The 22559-nt window shown below is 33.2% G+C and carries 15 protein-coding genes; 8 read left to right on the forward strand and 7 right to left on the reverse strand.

Annotation, left to right across the window (positions count from 1 at the left end; translation table 11 throughout):
* Nucleotides 1–155: 155 nt before the first annotated feature.
* On the forward strand, nucleotides 156–632 hold the full coding sequence (locus LPB248_RS04490; RefSeq protein ID WP_177210382.1) for a DUF6265 family protein: 477 nt from the start codon (nucleotides 156–158) through the stop codon (nucleotides 630–632).
* A 19-nt stretch (nucleotides 633–651) separates the two neighbouring features.
* Entirely contained in the window at nucleotides 652–1518 is an 867-nt protein-coding gene (locus LPB248_RS04495) for a hypothetical protein (RefSeq protein ID WP_177210383.1), read from the forward strand.
* Nucleotides 1519–1567: 49 nt separating this feature from the next.
* Here LPB248_RS04495 and LPB248_RS04500 read toward each other — a convergent pair whose 3' ends face one another.
* Entirely contained in the window at nucleotides 1568–2728 is a 1161-nt protein-coding gene (locus tag LPB248_RS04500) for an MFS transporter (protein WP_177210384.1), read from the reverse strand.
* Nucleotides 2729–2947: 219 nt separating this feature from the next.
* Between LPB248_RS04500 and LPB248_RS04505 the strand changes: the two genes are divergently transcribed.
* From LPB248_RS04505 to LPB248_RS04515, 3 genes are all read left to right on the forward strand, one after another.
* A complete protein-coding gene (locus LPB248_RS04505) occupies nucleotides 2948–5266 on the forward strand; it encodes a TonB-dependent receptor (protein ID WP_177210385.1) in 2319 nt (772 codons plus the stop codon).
* Nucleotides 5267–5409: 143 nt separating this feature from the next.
* Complete coding sequence (locus LPB248_RS04510; RefSeq protein WP_177210386.1) at nucleotides 5410–6135, forward strand: DUF4198 domain-containing protein; 726 nt, start codon at nucleotides 5410–5412, stop codon at nucleotides 6133–6135.
* A 282-nt stretch (nucleotides 6136–6417) separates the two neighbouring features.
* Nucleotides 6418–8709 (forward strand): TonB-dependent siderophore receptor, encoded by a 2292-nt coding sequence (locus tag LPB248_RS04515; protein ID WP_177210387.1) that lies wholly within the window; start codon nucleotides 6418–6420, stop codon nucleotides 8707–8709.
* 339 nt (nucleotides 8710–9048) lie between these two features.
* Here LPB248_RS04515 and LPB248_RS04520 read toward each other — a convergent pair whose 3' ends face one another.
* Nucleotides 9049–11682, reverse strand: a complete 2634-nt coding sequence (locus tag LPB248_RS04520; RefSeq protein WP_177210388.1) for a valine--tRNA ligase — start codon at nucleotides 11680–11682, stop codon at nucleotides 9049–9051.
* A gap of 287 nt (nucleotides 11683–11969) precedes the next feature.
* Here LPB248_RS04520 and LPB248_RS04525 point away from each other — a divergent pair, with 287 nt between their 5' ends.
* Entirely contained in the window at nucleotides 11970–12350 is a 381-nt protein-coding gene (locus LPB248_RS04525; RefSeq protein WP_177210389.1) for a DUF1573 domain-containing protein, read from the forward strand.
* Nucleotides 12351–12492: 142 nt separating this feature from the next.
* On the opposite strand, the gene LPB248_RS04530 is transcribed toward LPB248_RS04525, so the two are convergent.
* From LPB248_RS04530 to LPB248_RS04550, 5 genes are all read right to left on the reverse strand, one after another.
* Complete coding sequence (locus LPB248_RS04530) at nucleotides 12493–12975, reverse strand: hypothetical protein (RefSeq protein WP_177210390.1); 483 nt, start codon at nucleotides 12973–12975, stop codon at nucleotides 12493–12495.
* 66 nt (nucleotides 12976–13041) lie between these two features.
* Nucleotides 13042–15171, reverse strand: a complete 2130-nt coding sequence (locus LPB248_RS04535; RefSeq protein WP_177210391.1) for an OmpA family protein — start codon at nucleotides 15169–15171, stop codon at nucleotides 13042–13044.
* A 10-nt stretch (nucleotides 15172–15181) separates the two neighbouring features.
* A complete protein-coding gene (locus tag LPB248_RS04540; protein ID WP_177210392.1) occupies nucleotides 15182–16108 on the reverse strand; it encodes a type IX secretion system membrane protein PorP/SprF in 927 nt (308 codons plus the stop codon).
* A gap of 31 nt (nucleotides 16109–16139) precedes the next feature.
* Nucleotides 16140–18776, reverse strand: coding sequence for a gliding motility-associated C-terminal domain-containing protein (locus tag LPB248_RS04545; RefSeq protein WP_177210393.1), 2637 nt, complete (start codon nucleotides 18774–18776; stop codon nucleotides 16140–16142).
* Between the two features lie 149 nt (nucleotides 18777–18925).
* Nucleotides 18926–20251, reverse strand: coding sequence for a PDZ domain-containing protein (locus tag LPB248_RS04550; RefSeq protein WP_177210394.1), 1326 nt, complete (start codon nucleotides 20249–20251; stop codon nucleotides 18926–18928).
* A 123-nt stretch (nucleotides 20252–20374) separates the two neighbouring features.
* Between LPB248_RS04550 and LPB248_RS04555 the strand changes: the two genes are divergently transcribed.
* Together LPB248_RS04555 and folE are read left to right on the forward strand one after the other, a co-directional pair.
* Nucleotides 20375–21571 (forward strand): pyridoxal phosphate-dependent aminotransferase, encoded by a 1197-nt coding sequence (locus LPB248_RS04555; protein WP_177210395.1) that lies wholly within the window; start codon nucleotides 20375–20377, stop codon nucleotides 21569–21571.
* A 205-nt stretch (nucleotides 21572–21776) separates the two neighbouring features.
* The gene (gene folE / locus LPB248_RS04560) at nucleotides 21777–22448 is read left to right on the forward strand and encodes a GTP cyclohydrolase I FolE (protein ID WP_177210396.1); all 672 of its coding nucleotides are present in this window, start codon (nucleotides 21777–21779) and stop codon (nucleotides 22446–22448) included.
* Nucleotides 22449–22559: the final 111 nt, after the last annotated feature.

The following is a 22559-nucleotide window of genomic DNA, read 5'->3' on the forward strand; positions in this document are numbered from 1 at the left end:
AAATAAATTAGTGTAAATAAGTGGCAAAAAGAAATCTGCGCTAATCCTTTAAATCCGTAGCAGATGATATTAAACATAGTAATTACCAAAAATAATTCGTGAATTCGTGGCTAAAAAAAAATTCATACATTAGTGCTATCAAAAACCTCATAAATATGTTTCAGAAAATTACTCTTTTAGCTCTTGTATTAGCCGCAGTTTCCTGCCAGAAAAAAGAAACAGTCGAAAAAGATAAAATCAAAAAAGCCGACTGGTTAATCGGGAATTGGGAAAATAAAACTCAAGATGGAGTTTTATCTGAAAATTGGCAAAAACTAAACGACAGTACTTTTAGCGCTTCTTCTTATTTTATTAAAGGAAAAGACACTTTGCATTTTGAAACTATTGTTTTGGCTCAACTAGGCGAAACGCTTACTTACAAAGCGACTGTAAAAGGACAAAATGATGACAAACCAGTTTTCTTTCCTTCTACTTCTGAAACAGAACAAAAATTGGTTTTCGAAAATCCAAAACACGATTATCCACAAAAAATCACGTATACAAAAGGGGCAAATAATACTTTAACTGCAGAGATTTCTGGGAATCTGAACGGAAAACCAAGTTCTGAGAAGTTTGTGATGACGAAGAAATAATAATATTATTAATTTAAAGATGAGCTACGATTTATATTTTTTCAAAACTAAAGGAAGCCCTATAACTGATAATGAAATTGAGAATTTTTTATCCTCAGAATTAGTTCCAAAAGAAAATAATCAATGGTTTTTTCATAATTCTGATACAGAAGTATATTTTACTTTCGAAAAAACAGAAAAAGAAAATAATAACGATTCTGAAAATTTTGAAAATTTTGAAGATTTCAAGGATGTAAATATTTCCTTCAATCTAAATTTTCTTCGACCAAGTTTCTTCGGAATTGAAGCATTCGAATTTATAGATAAACTAGTAAATGATTTAGACTTATATGTTTTCAATCCGCAATCTGAAAATGACAAACCATACAAGCCGAATCAACAAGAATTGTTTAACAATTGGAATAACACAAATTTACATGCAAGTTCAAGCCATTTTTCAGAACAAAACAGTTATTTAGACATTGAAAAATCAAATCAAATTTGGAATTATAATGCTAACCGAAATTTAATTCAACAAAAGTTAGGGAACGCTTATTTTGTTCCTAAAATGTTTTTTTTCAAAACAAAAGAAAACAATGATGTTATCACCGTTTCAAGCTGGACTGAACATATTCCAAATGTAATTCCTAATGCAGATTATTTTTTATTGACTAAAGTTCAAAAAAAATGGTTTAAAACAAAAAAAGAAAATACTTTAATTTCTAGAGAAAAATTATTATCAACTTTTGGAGAATATCTAAATGATCATGATTTTATAAATTGTAAAATCATTCACCCAGAAAATGCGCAAAAAGTTAAAATACTCTTTAATAATATATCTTCAGACTTAAATCTTGAAACTTTTGCTGAAAGAATCCAAATTGAAAGCTTGTTTAATGCAAAATAATAAATAAAACGGTTTGCTAAACTCTAGAACTTACTTAGTATTTTAAAAACTACTCATTCTCCCCGATCTTACTCACCATAAAAATCATCAGAATACCTAGAAGCGCCATAATAAGAAACGCCCATTTCATGCTTAGATATTCAGAGATAAAACCAACCATTGGTGGAACCAATAAAAATCCGAGGTAACCAATTGTTGAGATTGAAGTTAAGGCAGAACCACTGCTTAAGTTTGATGATCTTCCGGCAATGCTAAATACTAACGGAACCACGCAAGAAACTCCAAATCCGATTAAAACGTAACCGAAAATTGTTGGATATGCATACGGCAAGACAAAGCAAAGACCGAAACCAGCCGTTATTAAGATTCCGCTGTAAAGTAGTATTTTTTTAGTTCCAAATTTCATTACACCATAATCGCCAAAAATACGTCCTAAAGTTACTGCCGAAGCAAAAAACACAAACGCAGCGCTGGTTAGTTTTGGTGAAGCTTTTAATATATTTTCGAAATAAATTCCGCTCCAATCGTACATTGTGTTTTCGCAAGCCATTGACACGAAACAAATCAGCGAAAATTTTACTAGATTTTTTTCTGGCATAGAGAAGAACTTCTTTTTAACTGGAACAGGTTCGTTGTGAATACTCATCGGATAAAAACAAGCCGTTAGAGCCAGCATAAAAATACTTACTCCCAATAAATGATGCGATGGCGCAATTTTCTGTGTTACCATTACATAACCTAATCCCGCTCCCGAAAAAACGGCAATACTCCAAACGGCATGAAAACGCGTAATAATCGATTTTGGATATAATTTCTGCACTTCTAAAGATTGTGCATTTATAGATAAATTGAAAATATTACGAGAAGCTCCAAAGAACAAAAGTATAATAACCAACTGCCAAACAAATGCTGCCAAACCTGGCAAGGAAAGCGCAACATTGAACATTACCGCACCAAGCAGCATAATATAACGGCTACTGTATTTGTTTAACAGTTTTCCTGTAAAAGGCATCGTCAACATTAAACCGATTGGAAAAGCAAATAAAACAGCTCCAAATTCGGCTTCAGATAATTTTAATTGGGCTTGTATATGTGGGATTCTCGAAACCCAAGAAGAATAACCAAAACCAGAGAGAAAGAAAAAAACAGTGTTGGCAATACGATATCCTCGCGGCGTATTTTGAATCTTTTTAAAGAATGGTAAAATCATGAAATCGTTTTTCAGACTGCAAAATTAAGCCTTTTTAAAGTTTATGTCACTACAAGTTCTAATAAGAATTTTGATTAATCACTATAAAATCAACATTTAACAATTTCGATACTAAATGAGAAAAAAATAAAATTGTTAAAGTTATTTTAATTTTTACATTTGCATTGTTTTTATTTATTCTAAATAAAATTAATAATTATAAACCAATTTAAAATAATAATGAATTACCTCCATTTGAAAACTACGCGTTTTCTATTTTCAGTCAGTCTACTATTTTCGTTTTTATCTGCCTTTGCTCAAAACCACGGAAAAATTAAAGGAACAATCACAACATCTGATGGCGATGCTGCTGCCGGTGTCAATATTATTCTTAAAAACACGAAATACGGCACCGTTTCTAATGACGACGGTAGTTTTGAATTTAACAGAGTAAAACCCAGCACTTACATTATACAGGTATCTTTATCGGGCTACGAAACGCTTGAAAGAGAAATAATTGTCACTGAATTTGAAACCATTACCACTAATTTGCAATTGAAGGTTTCTAATAAGGAATTGAATGAAGTGGTCGTAAATGGCAAGAAAAGCAATTTATCAAAAAAGACCGATTATGTCGCTAGAATGCCATTAAAGAATCTCGAAAATCCGCAGGTTTACAATGTTATTCACAAAGAACTATTACAAGAACAAATTGCGGTAGACATAAGAAGCGCAGTTCAAAATGCTACGGGCGCGATATCAAAAATATATCCGTCTGGCGGACTTGAAATTAGTTTTAGAGGATTCAGTACAGGTGTAAATGCACGAAACGGAATGGAAACTCTTTCTGGACGAAGCTCAATCTCAATTGATAATGCCGAGCGAATTGAAGTGCTAAAAGGCCCTTCTGGAACTTTGTTTGGTTCTTCTGTTTCTTCATTTGGAGGAGTTGTAAACCTGGTTACCAAAAAGCCTTTTGAAACTAGCAAAACAGAGATATCTTATACTGGAGGAAGCTTTGGGCTGCAACGCATTGCGGTAGATTTTAATATGCCTTTGACTCAGAATAAAAAAGTTTTGTTTAGAATGAACGCTTCGGCAAATACAGAAAATAGTTTCTTAAATTATGGTTTTAATAAAACAGTCTTATTTGCACCGAGCATTATTTATAAAGCGACCGACAGATTAACGCTGAGTTTAGACACAGAGATTTTCAACACCAATAACACACGCCCTACTTACGGACGTTCTTATGCGGCAGGACTTACCAACCCAACAGATCTAAAATTAGATTACAAAACAAGTTTATTTGCGGATGATCTTGATGCTAAAACGACTTCACCTAAAATATTTGCTCAAGCAGAATATAAAATTTCTGATAACTGGAAATCCACAACACTATTCTCATTGGTAGACGAACGTGTCGATCATAGTTATCAGTACTACACTACTTGGAAATCGCCAACAGAAGTTCAAAGAATGGTATCGCGTTTTGGTCCAATTCATAATAACTTCACCAATTTTCAAGAAAATATTAATGGTACATTTTCTACAGGAAGCATCAAACATAAACTATTAGCGGGTGTTAATTACAGATTTACAAAAGGCACATTTAAATATGCTACAACACAAGTTTTAGATGAAATTGACGTAACGACAGCTTTCGAACCAATTCGAAAAAGCGATGTAGATCCGAAATTGAAGGAAATGCAATTTGGCGTTCCAAATGAGCAGACTTTTAGCGTTTATGCTTCAGATGTCGTTAGTTTTACAGATCGCTTATCGGCAATGTTAAGTCTTCGTCTAGATAACTTTGTTCAGAAAAAATTGGAAGATACAGATGGATACAACCAAACTGCTTTGTCTCCAAAATTAGGGTTGGTTTATGAACTGGTTAAAGAGCAGGTTTCTTTATTTGGAAATTATATGAATGGTTTTCAAAATGCTGGACCTGTAAATCAACCTGACGGATCTATATTAATCTTAAAGCCAATTTATGCCAATCAATATGAAGGTGGTGTAAAAGTAGAAGCATTCAATAAAAAATTAAGCACTACGCTGAGCTATTACAACATTACAATTGATAATGCTACAAGAACAAATCCTGATGGATATAATATTCAGGACGGAAAACAAGTAAGTAAAGGAATTGATTTTGAATTTATTGCCAATCCGATAAACGGCTTAAACATGACAGCTGGTTATGCTTATAATGACAATCGCATCGTTAAATCGTCTGATGCTTCTATTGAAGGCAACAAGGCTAGTGGTGCACCAGAAAATGTTGTCAATTTTTGGGTTTCGTATAAATTTCAAAACACACTAAAAAATTTAGGATTTGGTTTTGGAGGAAACTATGTAGACAAACAGTATAAATTTGAAGATGAAAGTTTTTATGCTCCATCTTATTCAATTTACAGTGCAACTGTATTTTATGATAGACCAGTATGGAGACTTGGGGTTAAATTCAACAACCTGACAAACACAAAGTATTGGGATTCTTATGGAATGGCTCAAACTCCTGCAAACTTCTTAGTAAACCTAACAGTAAGACTTTAGTTTTCTTACTTAAATATTTTCTAAAACCTCGAAATCTATTCAATATGAAATGGATTTCGAGGTTTTTTATGTTTTATTTTTATTTATTCTAAATAAGGCTTATGTTTGTAAAAAATATCATTCTATAATTTAAACTTGATCTTATGAAATCAAATACTTTAAAAACACTAAGCTTTTTATTTTTAATGCTTTTTGCTGCACCTCAGCTTTTTGCTCACGCCCTTTGGATAGAAACTAAAGCAACGGGAACAAAAGGAAAAGCTCAAGAAATTTCTATTTACTTTGGCGAATTCTCTGATAACGATATTACAAAAGCAGATAAATGGTTTTCTGATTTAAAGGATTTTTCTTTAGTTGTCATTTCTCCATCCAAAAAAGAGGTTAAATTAACTTCTAAAGCTTTAGATAATAAATACCAAGCTTTCTTTACTCCAGACGAAGAGGGGGTTTATACCATTGTAATGCACCACACAGTAAAAGATGTTTATGGCACTATGAAATTAGATTACAATTCTAGCGCAACTGTTGTTGTTGGAAATAAAGCTACAGGAAACAATATTGCTTCAAACACAAACAAGATTGCTGTTTTCTCAGAAAATGCGGATGTCGCAAAAAAAGACACTAAAATCACTGGAGTTGCCTCTTACGAAGGAGCTATTGCTAAACAAACAAAAATCAAAGTAATTGCTCCAAACGGATGGGAAAAAGAACTATGGACAAACGATAAAGGAGAGTTCTCTTTTACACCAATCTGGTCTGGAAATTATATGGTAGAATATGCTCACACAGATAAATCATCTGGTGAACATAATGGAAAAAAATACGATGAAATCTGGAAAATGGCAACGTATCAAATTGCTGTAAAATAATTTCAGTTAATCTCATTCTTAGATTTTAATTTCAATTTAAAAAGAGCTGTCTCAAAAACGAGTCAGTTCTTTTTTTTATGAAATTGTTTCTTCAGAATATCCTACAAGGCACTATAAGTCGTTTTAATTACAAAATTAAAATAACATTAGAAAATCATTAAGCAAATCTTAAGAAAAAACTAATAAAGGTTTAAGCAAGAAAATCACTTCATAATTTCTTGTTAAAGAATATGTCTATTTATATTTGCACTCGATAATTTTTATTGAATCTAAATAAACACCATGAAATATAATTTACTACTTGCACTAGGTTTATTAAGTTTTGGCTCTTATGCTCAAGATTACTCAAGCAACGAAACTACTTCTTCAGTAAATGATACTGTAAAAAATAAAAAAGGAGAAATCCTTAACGAAGTTGTGGTTACTAAAACAAAAGAACCAAAACCTGTAACAGCGGTTCGTTCTGGATTAAAACCAATGGACAATCCTCAAGCAATACAAGTTATCGGTTCTGAAGTAATAGAACAACAGCAAGCCATCAGATTAAGTGAAGTTCTTAAAAATGCTAACGGTGTTTATGTAGGTTCTGCTCGTGGTGGTGCTCAGGAATCATTCTTTTCTAGAGGTTACGACATGTCTGCCAATAATATGTTCAAAAATGGGTTCCGTTACAATTCGGGATCAATTCCTGATGTTTCAGGTTTAGAGAAAGTAGAATTTCTAAAAGGAAGTTCTGCACTATTATTTGGAAATGTAGCTCCAGGGGGGATCTTAAACTTAGTAACCAAAACTCCTCAATTTAAAAGCGGAGGAGAAATCTCAATGCAATTTGGAAGTTACGCATACTACAAACCAGCATTTGATTTTTACGGAGGTTTAAATAAATCAATCGCGTTTAGAATTAATGGTTCTTACGAAAATTCAGAAAGCTTTAGAGATGTTGTAAAAAACGAGCGTATTTATGTAAATCCATCATTACTTTTTATTGTTAATCCAAAAACACAAATTACAGTACAAGGAGACTATTTAAGTGCAGATTGGACACCTGATTTTGGAACTGGAATTATCGGAAAAGAAATTTTAGATCTTCCTCGAAGCGCTTTTTATGGATCTCTTTGGTCAAATGGAACAACTAAATCTTCAAGTGCATCTGTATTATTAAATCACGATTTTAATAAAAACTGGAAACTAAACTTCAATAGTTCTTATCAAACATACAAGAGAACACAAAAATCTACAGCTCAACTATCAGGTTTAGATGACACTAAAATATATCCAATTCCAGGTTACTGGAACAGAGGATTAACTCAGGGACAAAACTTAGAGCAAATTTTAGGAGATCAATTAAGTCTTCAAGGGAATTTTAATACTGGTTCTGTAAAACATCAAATTTTTACCGGTGTAGACTGGGAAAATTCGTTTGCAACTGCTTATACTTACGCTTTTAGTGAAGAAGAAGTAAAAGTAAATGGTAAGTATGATCCTAGTCTTTATGACACTATTTATCTTTTTGATTTTGATCCGTCAACACAACGAAATGACATTCCGAACGCAAGAGCTACTCAAATTACAAAAACAGACACGAATCGTTTTGGAGTTTATTTTCAAGATTTTATTTCTATCACAGATAAATTTAAAGTTTTGGCAGGTATAAGATGGTCTTGGCAAGAAGCTGAAGTAAGTACATATAAAGAAACTACAACTGGCGCTGGAAATCCTCAAAATGCAGTTCCGACAATTACTCCAAAGCGTTTAGACAATGCATTTTCTCCTAAAGCAGGATTAGTGTATCAGCCAACAAAAGATGTTTCAGTATTTGGAAGTTATTCAACTTCTTTTACACCAAATACAGGAACCACAGTAGACTTACAGCCTATTGAAGCTTCTATTATTGATCAATACGAAGTTGGTGTAAAAACAGATTGGTTTAAAGGGTTGTTAAGCACAAATGTTACTGTTTATCAAATTACTAATAGCAATTTGGCACAGATGGCACCAACAAAAGCTGATGGAAGCGACAATTTTGATGCTAACATTAAAATGTTAAGTGGAGAAACGAAAAGCAAAGGTGTAGAAGTTGATGTTACGGCAAGACCTGTAGATGGTTTAAATATTATTGCTGGATACAGCTACAACGACATGCGTTACACTAAAACTTCAGGATTAAACGGAAGCTTTGTCGAAGGAGACCGTGTAGCAAGAACTCCATTAAACACAGCTAACTTAAGTTTCTTTTATACTTTACAGTCTGGATTCTTTAAAAACGTTTCTTTTGGTGCAATCGGAAACTACATCGGAAACCGTTTAGGAGGATGGAATGATGATTATCTTTGGACAGAAAATAAACCTTCAACAAATCCAAAAACGTACACGGTAACAATCAGAGATCGTGATATTCCTTTAGAAGGTTATGTTACAGTTGATGCATCTGTTGGATATACTTGGCAAAAATTCTCAATTCTTTGCAAATTATCTAACATTACAAACACTTTAAACTATACTGTTCACGAAAACTATAGTGTGAACCCAATCGCTCCTCGTCAAGTTATGACAAGTCTGCGTTACAAGTTCTAAAATATTGAATTAGATGTTTTTTTGATTTATCCCAAGATTTTATGTTTCTCTGGAAATAGAAAAATCTTGGGATTTTTGTTTTAAGTCCAATTATAATTCAATTAGTACTATTTATAAGCCTGCAGTTTTAGAAAGATAGTCCGCCGAGACGAAAGCAAACAAGCAAAGCAATTCACTAATTTTATCCTTAAAACCTACGGCAAAATAACTTCGTAAATTATTGTTTTACCTCACGATTATAAAAATAAAATTCGTGAATTCGTGGCTATAAAAAACAACAAACCCGACAGATTTCAAAAATCTGTCGGGTTTAATTTTATAAATTAAAAAATCTGATTCTTATTTCAAACCAGCCAAACTCTGCTCGATTGTAGCAATTTTTGCTAGAGCGTCTGCTTGTTTTTGTTTTTCTAAATTAAGAACTTTCTCTGGAGCTCCGTTTACGAATTTCTCGTTTGAAAGTTTCGCTTCTACAGATTTCAAGAATCCTTTTGTATAATTTAATTCTTCTGTCAACTTTGCAATTTCAGCTTCAATATCGATGTTTCCTGTAATCGGAATGAAGTATTCATTTGATTTTACACGGAAAGACAATGCACCGTCTACTTTTTCCGAAACGTATTCGAAAGCAGAAACGTTTCCTAATTTCGTTATGATTGAATCAAAATAAGTTGAAACATTTTCGCTGTTGATTCCTTTTAATTCAATTGCATCTTTAAACGGAATATTTTTGTCTTTTCTGATTGTTCTAATTCCCGAAATTACTTCAATTGAGTTTTCAAAATCAGCAATCAATTTAGCATCAAACGGTTTTACTTCTGGCCAAGTCGAAACAATTAAAGCTTCTTCTGGAGTTCTTTCGGCGATTAACTGCCAAATTTCCTCAGTTAAGAAAGGCATAAATGGGTGCAATAACTTCAAGTTGTTTTCTAACATTTCGATCGCTTTCGCGAAAGTTACGCTGTCAATTGGCTGTTGGTAAGCAGGTTTAATCATTTCTAAGAACCAAGAACAGAAATCATCCCAAACCAATTTATAAATTGCCATCAATGAATCTGAAATTCTGTATTTCTCAAAATTATCTTCGATGTCAACTAAAGTCTGCTGTAATTTCGCTTCATACCATTCGATTGCTACTTTTGATGATTCAGGCTGTGCAATAGTTTCTGAAACTTCCCATCCTTTAATCAATTTAAAGGCATTCCAAATTTTATTTGAAAACGCTTTTCCTTGACTGCACAATTCTTCGTCAAACATGATATCGTTTCCTGCAGAAGCACTTAAAAGTAATCCCACACGAACACCATCAGCTCCAAAAGCATCGATCAAATCTAAAGGATCAGGAGAATTTCCTAATGATTTAGACATTTTACGACGTTGTTTATCACGAACCAAACCAGTCAAATATACGTTTGTAAATGGTTTTTCACCTGCATATTCATAACCCGCAATAATCATTCTCGCCACCCAGAAAAATAAAATATCTGGACCTGTTACCAAGTCGTTTGTTGGATAATAATATTTAAAATCTGGACTTTCTGGATCCATGATTCCGCCAAAAACTGACATTGGCCATAACCAAGATGAGAACCAAGTATCTAAAGCGTCAACGTCTTGTTTTAAGTTGTCGGTTGTTAATTGTTGGTTGTTGGTTTTAGCTTGTGCTAATTTTAATGCGTCTTCGATGTTTTCTGCAACTACGAAGTCTTCTTTTCCGTCTCCGTAATAGTATGCTGGAATTTGTTGTCCCCACCATAATTGACGAGAAATATTCCAATCACGAATATTGTTTAACCAATGTGCATAAGTGTTTTCGAAACGTTTTGGATGCAATTTAATTTCTCCTGTTTCTAAAACCGACTTAATTGCTGGTTTCACTAATTCTTCCATTTTCAAGAACCATTGGTCTGATAATCTTGGTTCGATTACCGCTTTTGTTCTTTCAGAAGTTCCCACTTTATTTAAGTGTGTTTCTGTTTTTGCTAAAGCGCCAATTTCTTCTAGTTCTTTTGCAATTTCTGTACGAACTACAAAACGGTCTTTTCCTTGATAATGTAATCCGAAACTATTTAAAGTTGCGTCTTCATTAAAAATATCAACGATTTCTAGATTGTGTTTTTCTCCTAAAGTTTTATCGTTCATATCGTGAGCAGGCGTTACTTTTAAACATCCTGTACCGAATTCCACATCAACATATTCGTCTTCAATAATTGGAATTACTCTTCCGCAAATAGGAACAATCGCTTTTTTACCTTTTAAATGCATAAAACGCTCGTCGTTCGGATTGATACAGATTGCAGTATCTCCAAAAATAGTTTCAGGACGTGTTGTAGCAATGGTCAAGAAATCTTCTGAACCTTCGATTTTATATTTTAAGAAAAATAATTTTCCTTGTTGTTCTTCGTAAATTACCTCTTCGTCAGAAAGAGTAGTTTTTGCTTCTGGATCCCAGTTTACCATACGGTATCCTCTGTAGATTAAACCTTTGTTGTATAAATCTACAAACGATTTAATTACAGATGCAGACATGTCAGGATCCATAGTAAATTTGGTACGCTCCCAATCGCAAGAAGCACCTAATTTCTTAAGTTGCTCTAAGATTGTTCCACCATATTTATCAGTCCATTCCCAAGCATGTTTCAGGAATTCTTCGCGGGTCAAATCGTTTTTATTGATTCCTTCTGCTTTTAATTTTGCTACTACTTTTGCTTCAGTTGCAATAGAAGCATGGTCTGTTCCAGGTACCCAACAAGCGTTGAAACCTTTAAGACGTGCACGGCGAATTAAAACATCCTGAATCGTATTATTCAACATATGTCCCATGTGAAGGACTCCAGTGACGTTTGGCGGCGGAATTACAATGGTGTACGGTGTTCTATGATCTGGTTCTGAATGAAAATAGTTGTTTTTCATCCAGTAATCATACCATTTACTCTCAATCGTCTTAGCGTCAAATTGTGCTGGAATTGTCATTTACTAGGGTTGTTTAATCGTTAATTTGTTTAACCTTCAATCGGTTTTGATCATCGAATTTCAAATTGATTTGTTTTCTTATTTCTGTTTAAAAAAATCATTTATAAATCAATCTCAACGATTAAACAAATAAACGATTAAACAGTTAAACAAAAAAACTGGTTCAATTTTTGTATTTATAACTGACAGCAAAAGTAAATAATTAAGTAGACTATAAAAAGAGAAATAATAATTTGTGTGTTAATTAAAAGAATGTATATTTACTTACAATTAAAAAAAGATTTCATATGAAAAATGCAGCCTCTTTTATTGCAGCCTTATTGTTTAGCGCAATAAGTTATGCTCAAAACGGCCCAAAAATTGAATTTGCAGCCCCAGACAATACAATTGATTATGGAAAAATTTCTAAAGGTGACAATGGACTTCGTTCCTTTGAATTTACAAACACCGGAGATGCTCCTTTATTAATTACTGGTGCAGAATCTACAGTAAGTTCAATCGTTGTTACTAAACCTGCCGCAGCCATTTTGCCAGGCAAAAAAGGAAAAATCGATGTAAAATATAATATGGTTGCAGGGCCAATTCGTAAAACAATTACTGTTGAGACCAATGCCGTAAACTATCCTGACGGAAGAGTAGCTCTTAAAATTAAGGGTGAAGTTCAATAAGAATTTAAAATCTTAAAATAATAAAAGCCGTTTCTAAATTTAGAAACGGCTTTTTACTTTTACAGAGAAATATCTTCCTTCTAAAATCTTTTCTCTTTATTTACATAGAGAAACATCTTGCTTCTCAAATCTTTCTTCTTTATTACTTCGCAGCGCATTCAACAGAATCAAACTTATATTTTACGCTTTCAAAATCAATTGGTTTATCTTTTACTAAATAAGTAACTCCCATTGTTGTCTGCATGGTTCCGTTTCCTAAAATAAGCTGATTGTTACGTTTTAAAAGTGCCATCGGATTTTTGAATGTTTTTTCTCCATTCACATTGTCTTTAAAAGTATAATCTACAAATAAAGTATCACCATGAAACTCACCCGCAACTTCTCCTGTTCTAACAGTCGAAGGAGCAACTCTCATAATCATATCTCCATTTAATTTTCCGCTTTTTAAAGTATTTAATTTTAAATCTATTGTATCCTTTTCATAAATTGCTTTGTAGCAAGCAGTGCTAACTACTGTTTCAGCTTCAGCTTTTACAGCTTCAGCGGCTTTTTGTTTTTCTTCATTTTTACAGCTTTGCAATCCTACAAAGGATAAAAGCAAACAAGATAAGGCTAGATTTCTCATAATTTTTTCTATTTTGTTGATACTACTATAAAATTAAAGAAAAAAGATTTTCTTCTTACTATAATTTTATAAATTTTTGATTACAAACTCAGATCTTCTATTCAACTCATGTTCTTCTTCCGAGCAAGATTCGTCTGTTTTACATCTTATAATTGGCACTGATTCACCATAACCTTTTGCAGAAACTCGTTTAGCATCTATACCAGATTGTATGATAAACTCTCTTGTTGAATTGGCTCTTTTCTGAGATAAATCGGCATTGTATTTTTCGTTTCCTCTTGAATCGGTATGCGATCCTATTTCGATTACCATTTCAGGATATTTTTTCATTAGTTCTACAACTCTGCCTAAAATCACTTTGGATTCTTTACGGATGTACCACAAATCATAATCGAAGTAAATTGGATCTGTTTTAATGATTAATCTGTCTTTGTCTTTTACAACATCTTTTTCTTTCGCTAAAATCTCTTTTACTTTTTCGTTCTTTTTGATTTCAGCGGCAACAATTGCTGCCTCTTTGGCCTTTTTCTCTTTTTCTTTTAATTCAACTGCAGCCAAAGCTTCTTTTTTCTTATTCTCTTCTTCAATAATAATTTCTTGCTTTCTCTTGTTTTCAGCAATTTGTTTTTCTTCTTGTTTGATTACTTCTAAAGATTTCAATGCCAAAGAACCATCATTAACCTTATCTCTTGTTTTGTCTAATGTCAGTATTTTTGAGGCGTTAGTATAATTTTCTTTGAAAGCACTAATTTTATACGAAGCCTCACAAGCAACAGTAAAACTAAATTTTCCGTCAGCCGAAGTGGTAATCGTATTTAAAGTCTTATTTTCTGAATCCTGCAATAGAACTGTTGCATTTTCTAAAGCCAATTGCGTATCAATATCTGTAATCGTTCCAGCGATAAACTGTTTACAATCTTCAACAATTAAATCTTTTATTTCTTTAAATTGGTAAATATCATCGCTTCCCTTTCCTCCTTCTCTATTTGATGCAAAAAAACCTTCTTTGGTATTAGAATCGATATTGAAAGCAAAATCATCCAAATTAGAATTTAAAGGAAGTCCAATATTTACAGCTTTTGAATATTCATTTCCATTTATTTCAGAAACAAAAACATCCAAAGATCCATACCCCAAATGTCCGTCTGAAGAAAAATATAATTTATTATCTGCCGAAGCAAAAGGAAATTGCTCTCTTTTATTGGTATTAATTTGTGGACCCAAATTCTTCGGAGTATCAAATGCGCCTTTATTGATATTAACCGAATAAATATCAAAAGATCCTAAAGATCCAGGCATATCTGAAGCAAAATACAAGACTTTTTCGTCTGGACTTAAAGCTGGATGCTCGACAGAATAATTCGGGCTGTTGAATGGAAGCGATGTAATTTTAGTCCATTTTCCGTCAACCAATTCTGCTTTAAAAATCTGAAGATTGGAAATTTTCTTATCGTCTTTTTTCTTCTTTCCGTTTTTTGAATTGTTTCGAGTAAAATACATTGTTTTGCCATCTTTTGTAAAAACAGCATTCGATTCATGCATTCCGGTTTTCAATTCTTTAGCAAAATAATGAACAATAGAATCTGCCGAATTAATGTTTTTAAACGGAACTGAAACCAAATTCAAATAGGTTTCATTATCCCATTTGTATTTTTTATCGAATAGACCAGGCTTCAATTTAACTCCTGCAAAAACAAGATCTTCTTTGTATTTCACTGCTCCAAACTCAGAATTCGGTGTATTTATAGCAAGATTTTTAATTTCAAAACGCTTACCAATTGCGGTAACATTTTCTAAAGTTTTAAGGTCTTTTTCAAAATTGGCAAGATCCTCAGAATTGGCAGATTTAGCATAATACTCTTTTAAATTGGCATTTGCATCATCGTCTCTATTTGTTGCTTTTAAAGTTTGCGCGTATCTAAAATAATATTCTCGATCCAAATTATTGCTGTAACTTGAAACCAAAAGACGATAATATCGCTGTGCTTTTATCAAATCGTTTGTATAGAAATAAGAATCAGCCAGATTTTTAATGACTTCTTGCGAAGGTTTTTCATCTGCTAACTTCTGATATAAAACAATAGCTTCACTGTAATACGTTTTGTCAAAAAATCGTTTTGCTCTATTTAATTCCTGACTTTGGGCGCTTATAAACTGTATTGAAAATACGAATACAATAACGAGTAGTTTTTTCATATTTTTCATTTTAGAAGAATCTTGGTGATTTATCAAATCCTTTTCCTAACAAATCTAAATCGAACAACAGCATGATTTCATGTGTTCCTGAATTAAACTGTCCGAAGTTTGTGAGCGTATAATCGTAAGCATAGCCCACTCTTAGCGTCGGCGTAACATTAATATTGAATAATGCACTTACCGAATCATCGATTCTGTACGCAGCTCCAAATTCAAATTTTTCGTTATACAGAACATTGGCCGTAACATCTAATGTTATTGGTGCGCCTTTTACAAATTTTGACATAAATGCTGGCTTCAATTTCAATGCGTCGTTTAGCTGAAAAACATAACCTGCGGTTAAAAAAGTATGTATCTCTTCGGAACCAAAAGCATTAATTCCCGACTTTTCTTCAATGCATTTGGATTTTAACAGATTTGGCACCGATAATCCAACATATAGATTATCTCTAAAATAGTAGGCTCCTACTCCAATATTTGGTTTTGTTGCATTTATATTTTCCGCAAAAGCTAGATCAGTCTGAGGATCTGTGAACTGAAAACCATTAAAATTGGTCTGCATGGATGAAAAACCTGCCTTTAAACCCAGCGATAATTTATTTTGTCCACCCAATTTTAAAACATATGCAAAATCAGCGTACACATTATTCTCCTTTTTTGCACCATCTCCAATATCATCTGAAACAAATGAAATACCAGCTTCTATTTTATCTGAAATAGCACTATGCGCAAAAAATGTAAATGTTTTAGGAGCTCCAACTGCTCCTACCCACTGTGTTCTGTACAATCCTCCAAAATTCATCATGGCAGGAATACCTGTAGCATAAGCCGGATTGACTACACTCATATTGTACATATAATGTGTGTATTCGGGATCTTGCTGGGCAGAAATAGATAAACAGAAAAGGAAATTTATAAGGAGTATTATTTTTTTCATTTGAAAATTATATTAAAATGTAAAAAGTGGTTTAGCGATTTAAATAAAGACGGCCTTGTTTGGGCGGTTTATTGTCTTTATTGAAATGCAGTACATAAAAATAAACTCCGTTGGGCGCAATACCAGCTGCGATACCGCTCTTTTCGTAATTTTTGCCATCCCAAGCAGGTTTACTATTATCTCCTTTATACATTCCGTTTCCGTATCTGTTATAAATTTCAAGTGTATAATTTGGATATAAAAATTCAATATCTTTTATCACAAACGAATCGTTTACCCCATCTCCGTTTGGAGAAAATCCGTCTGGGATAAAAAAATCGTATTGAGCAACTTCACAGTCCTGAAGCGAAACTTTTACTTCTTTATAATTTTCTGACAAACATCTTGTTACTTCATTTAAATCGTACCCATAATAAGTTGCATTATGAACTAATATTGTGGTTGAAGGCAATAAATTTCCACCTACAGCATCATACCAAGCCACTGTTGTCGGAACATTTGTTTTATTAGACAAATCACTTATTTTCGGGTTTGCTAATCCGCAAAAATCTGCCGTTTCATTCATTTCTGGCGCAGGAGTATCGTAAATAACTACCGTAACCTTGGCAGGTTCTGAAACACAACCCGCTAAAGAAGTTTCTCTAACGAAGTAATCTTCTGTTTTTAAAACATAATCAGCAGCAAGCGGTGTTGTTGCTGTTGCCGAATTATACCATTTATATTGAGTTCCTTTCGGTTCTAAATTGGCAATTACCGCTTCATCAACTTTACAAAAATTCTGATCTAGAACAATTGGCGCTGGCGGAATTGGATTTATTATGAAATCATCTGTAACATTGATTAAGTCTACATCACAATTTGTAACCGTATTGGTTAAATTCAATAATGTAATTTTTGTGGCGCCAGTATTTAAAAGCAATTCAGCTGGAATTATAAAATCTAATTTGCCATTTGTAATCGCTTTAGTAATAGTTTGAACGGATGAAGAATTGCTTTCGGACAACGTATAAGAGATACTGGCGTTGGTTAAGCTTCCTAATCCTGAAACTGTTACAGAAACTGGAGCATTCAAACAATAATCATTCACTTTCGCGATCACCGTCAACGCATTTGGCAACGGATTTATATTTAGATTTCCAGCCACATTTGCTGTATTACTACATTGAGGTGTAGGATTTGTGATATTGGTAATACTGTAAATGGTAATTACTGATAATCCGCTTCTGGTACTCAGGTTTCCAGGAACTATAAAAGAGGCTTTTCCACCAGCGGCAAGCATTTCTGCAGTTTCACCAAGAGCAAGGTTATCTCCATTCACATTATAAGAAATACGATAATTTCCATCTAGTAAATTGGGCGCAGTAACTTGAATTACTGCATCATCATTTTGACAAACTGGAAGTGCTGTTAATGAAGCATTCGTCAATCGCGGTAAAGGATAAATCGTTAAAATAGTTGAAAATGGACTAAAAATGTTAACACATTTTCCTTTACTCGATGTTGATACTATATTGGTAACCGTAATATTGTATTTACCAACCTGATTAAAATAAGCTGTTTGTATTGGAAAATTAAGTTCTCCATCTACAAAATTTGCGGTCTTTGCGTTTGAAACAGATATTCCTGGCCCAACAACAGTATAAGAAACTTTATATTCACCATTCGGAATAGCATCTGGTCCTTGCGTAATTTTTGCCGAGTAAGTTGCTGTCGCAATTTCCGATTCGCAGATATCTTTATTGACTACGATTTTAGCTCCAGTAAAATCAAGTCTTTTTTCCAGAGTTATTTTTACTGTAGATTCCTTATCAGGACATATATTATTGTCAGGAATTGCTAAAACTTTATAAGTGTAAGCATATTCTCCAGGCCCGTTGGTATCAAACAATTCTTGTAGATTAATATTATGATCTGTAGGAGAAGTTATTCCTATACCTGTCCATGTACCACCTGGGTCTTCATCAGTAAGCTGATCATTTAAATTTAAATCAGTGTATGCATCCAAATCAGTAGTTCCACATAAAAGTAAATTTTCCGGTTTTCCTTCTTTTGGAGCTATCAAAACTGTAACTTCCAGATTAGTCGATTTTTCGTCTGGAGAACAGGCAAGCACAGCGGGTACTGTATAAACAAAACGAAGCGTCGTTTTGTTTTTTATAGCCCCAATCTTTATTGGATTTTCGGCAGGCTCTCCTGTAATGTAAGTAAATCTGCCATTTGTATGTGGCCCCATAACTTTACTGTCAAAAGCCGTAAAAAGATTAAAAGATTCATCTTCATTACAAACTGTCACTTGCGACCCAACCCCAACATATGCTCCTATGGTAATGGTAATGACAGCTTTATTATCTGTACATCCCGAAGTTGCAGGAGCTGTATAAGTATACTTGTAAGTTCCTCCCGCACGAATAAGCTGAGCGTTCAAAACACCAGTAGAAGTATCTAGTCCTCTTAAGTTATTATTGTCTGTCCAAGTTCCTCCAGGAACAGGAGAACCACCTAGTAAAGAAAATAAATTTACAGATTGATAAATAGGATTCGTAACATCACAAATCAATTCGTTTGTGTTATCATTGCCAGCACATTGAGCTGCTAGTTTTGAAGAAAAGGGATTAAAAAAAATAAAAAACAATACAAAATATAGGTAGCTTATGTAGTTTTTTGCCATAGATTAAATTTTTGCTAAACATAAGAAAATATTTAACAAAAAAACTAATTTTTAGTAAACTTATTTTCACAAAAAAAAGATGTTTCTGCGATACAGCATCATAAAACGTCGTTTTCCAATAAATTAAAGAAACTACAATTCAATAGCTTTTACAGTTCGTCTTCTAATTTAAATCTAAATTTAAGCACAACACTATTTCGTTCTACTTCCAGATTAATCCAAATATCATCTTCAGATTTCAAAAGGTTATTGATCTGCTCAAGACTATATTTATATGGCTGAGCATTATTAATACTGACAATAACATCGTCTTTGCGTAATCCGCATTTTTCGGCCGCAGAATTCTTCCTTACATTAACAATCTCGTAAACAGGCTTAAGAGCAAATTTATATTTAAAATTATTATTGTTTTTGTCTTTCTCTTGCAATTCATCAATTGTAGCAGCTACCTGCACTGTTTCTAAATGCACTGTTTCCTGAACCCATTGAAGCCCATTGTGCTGAATTGTGATTCCACTCTTATTATAGGTAAACGGCTCTCCATACTTACTGTTTTTTTTCAGGTACAGTTTTTTTCCTTTATAATCCAAAACCATAGTAAATCGTTTTAAGACTTCGCCACCTACAGATCCAATACGTCCTGGAACCATCTTAACGTTTCGAACTGACGCTGAATCAGGAAAAGAGACAATCGGTTTTTTAAAATCAAATTCGTCAATAGAAAATTCATCAATTTTGGCTCTATGCCCTTCAATATCGCCGCTAAATCCTTTTCCGAGAAAATCAGGAAAATTTTTATTTGGGAGTTTTATTTTATCATTTTCAAAAATCCAGAAAGCATCACTATTTCCAATATCAATCAAAAGCTTTGCTGGAATTTCTTGATTGTTCACAGTAGCCGTTGTCATAATGTAAGGTTTTGACTTTTCTATGGTAATCGGAACTTTTTTAAATTTTCTGTTCAGCTTTTCTTCAAACTTAGCATTATTAGCATGCACTATTATTTTTCTTTTTTGATAATTGATTTCAACAAAATTATTTCTAAAGAATTTATAACCGATAATTCCATTAACAGGAATTCCAATATGAGAAGATAAATTGAAGCTCTGATCTAAAATAATAAAAACCATGTGGTCTTTTGATTTGAGACCATGCGTTTCGAGAATATTTTTGGTTGATTTTAAGCCTTCTATTTCTTCTTCGCTTCCTAAACCACGTAGCTTGATTTTCTCCACATTGTTAAAACTGACTTCCTGCTTTTCTTCCATACTAAACAAAATTGTTTCTTCAACTCCTGAATCTAAAAGGAAATTTAGCTCAACTCCGTTTACTTTTATAGGAATAAAAACAAGATTATTAATCAGTTTAAAAGGAATCGTAGCCTTTGTTGCATTGTTTTCTAATAAAAAATCGCCTTGCCCGAAAAGCAAAAAAGGTAAGAATAACCCAAAAAACAATACTATATATTTTTTCATTGACAATATTTTATTATAAAATTAGTAAATATATTTATTATTGTTACATTTTCGCAAGTCCTTGTATTGTTTACGTTAAATTGGAAAAAAAAATGCAAATTTGCACTTCAATAATTTATACTCATGCCGACAATTTCACTCAAGGGAAAAAACATGCCCGAATCTCCGATACGCAAGCTGGCTCCTTTTGCTGATTTAGCAAAGAAAAAAGGACACAAGGTGTATCACTTAAACATTGGTCAACCGGATATCAAGACACCGGAAGTGGCCATCGAGGCGGTAAAAAATATTGATTTGACTCTTATAGAATACAGTCCGTCTGCCGGATATGAAAGCTATAGAAAAAAATTAGCACAATTTTACCAGCGCCAAAACGTAAACGTTAACACAGAAGACATCATTGTTACAACTGGTGGTTCTGAAGCCTTACTTTTTGCACTGGCCACAATTACAGATCCAGGAGATGAAATTATTATCCCAGAACCTTTTTATGCTAATTATCATGCGTTTGCTTCTTCTACAAGTGCAACTGTAGTGCCTCTTGTTTCTACAATTGAAACAGGATTTGCTTTGCCAAGCATTGACGAAGTTGAAAAACTAATAACACCAAAAACAAAAGCCATTCTGATTTGCAACCCTGGAAATCCGACTGGATATTTATATTCTGAAGCCGAAATTAAACAACTAGCTCATTTGATTAAAAAACACGATTTATACTTAATCGCCGATGAAGTTTACCGTGAATTTTTATACGATGGCGATGATGTGCACTTTTCTGTAATGAATTTAGAAGATGTACAGCAAAATGTAATTATGGTCGATTCTGTTTCTAAACGTTACAGTATGTGCGGAGCAAGAATTGGCTGTTTGGTGACAAAAAACAAAGATGTTTTAGCAACTGTAATGAAGTTTGCCCAGGCACGTTTGAGTCCGCCAACTATTGAACAGATTGCTTGTGAAGCCGCAATAGACACACCGCAAAGTTATTTTGACGAAGTAATTGGAGAATACAAAGAGCGCCGAAACACTTTAATCGCTGAATTAAACAAAATTGATGGCGTTGTGGTTACAAAACCAAAAGGTGCTTTTTATTGTATTGCCGAACTTCCGATAGAGGATTCAGATGATTTTGCACAATGGCTTCTTGAAAGTTATGATTTAAATGGCGAAACAGTAATGATTGCTCCTGCTAAAGGTTTTTATTCGACACCTGGAATGGGACTAAATCAAGTTCGTATTGCCTATGTTTTAAACAAAAAAGATTTGATTACAGCCGTAAACATTTTAAAAGAAGCTTTATTAGTTTACAATAACAGATAATCAATTCATTATAATACACTTTAAAAAGACAATAACGTTTTTCGTTGTTGTCTTTTTTTATTTTTAATAATAGTATTTATCTTCAAATTTTAAATTATATCCAAAAAGCAGCAATTAAATCCTAAAAACCATAGAATAGGTTTCCTATTTATTAATTATCTTTACCGCCTTAAAAAGATATACCACATTATAATAGTAGTTCTTAATGATAAATAACGAAGATTTTTTAGACGAAATAGGTGACAGTCACTTCAGCAGTAATGCAAAAAACCCTTTAAGAGAGGATGCTTTTGACATCACTGATGAAGAAAAAATAGAAAAAATTAAAAAAGATGTCGAAAGCATTCTACAAACATTAGGAATGGATTTGACAGATGACAGCATTAAAGGAACTCCAAATCGAGTTGCAAAAATGTTTGTAAAAGAAATTTTTGGAGGTCTTAATCCTGCAAAACAGCCAAAAGCTTCTACTTTTGACAATAATTACAAATATGGAGAAATGCTTGTAGAAAAAAACATCACGGTTTATTCTACTTGCGAACACCATTTACTGCCAATTATCGGGCGTGCTCACGTTGCTTACATCTCAAGCGGACGTGTGATTGGTTTATCAAAAATGAACCGTATCGTTGAGTATTATGCAAAAAGACCTCAAGTACAAGAACGTTTAACTATGCAGATTGTTCAGGAACTTCAAAAAGCTTTAGGAACAGAAGATGTTGCTTGCGTAATTGATGCAAAACACCTTTGTGTAAACTCTCGCGGAATTAAAGATATCGAAAGCAGTACAGTAACTTCTGAGTTTGGCGGAAAATTCAAAGATCCTCAAACGAAGAGAGAATTTCTTGACTATATCAAACTGGAAACGCAGTTTTAATTTTTTACGGTTATTTCTATTATATTTATGATCTAGCCCTGATAGAAGCGGCATCCTTTTATGGTGGGGTTCACCATAAAAGATATAGCTGATAGCAGGATTAGCTCCTAT

Origin of the sequence: Flavobacterium sp. LPB0248 (assembly GCF_013388355.1) — a bacterium.
Taxonomy (GTDB): domain Bacteria; phylum Bacteroidota; class Bacteroidia; order Flavobacteriales; family Flavobacteriaceae; genus Flavobacterium.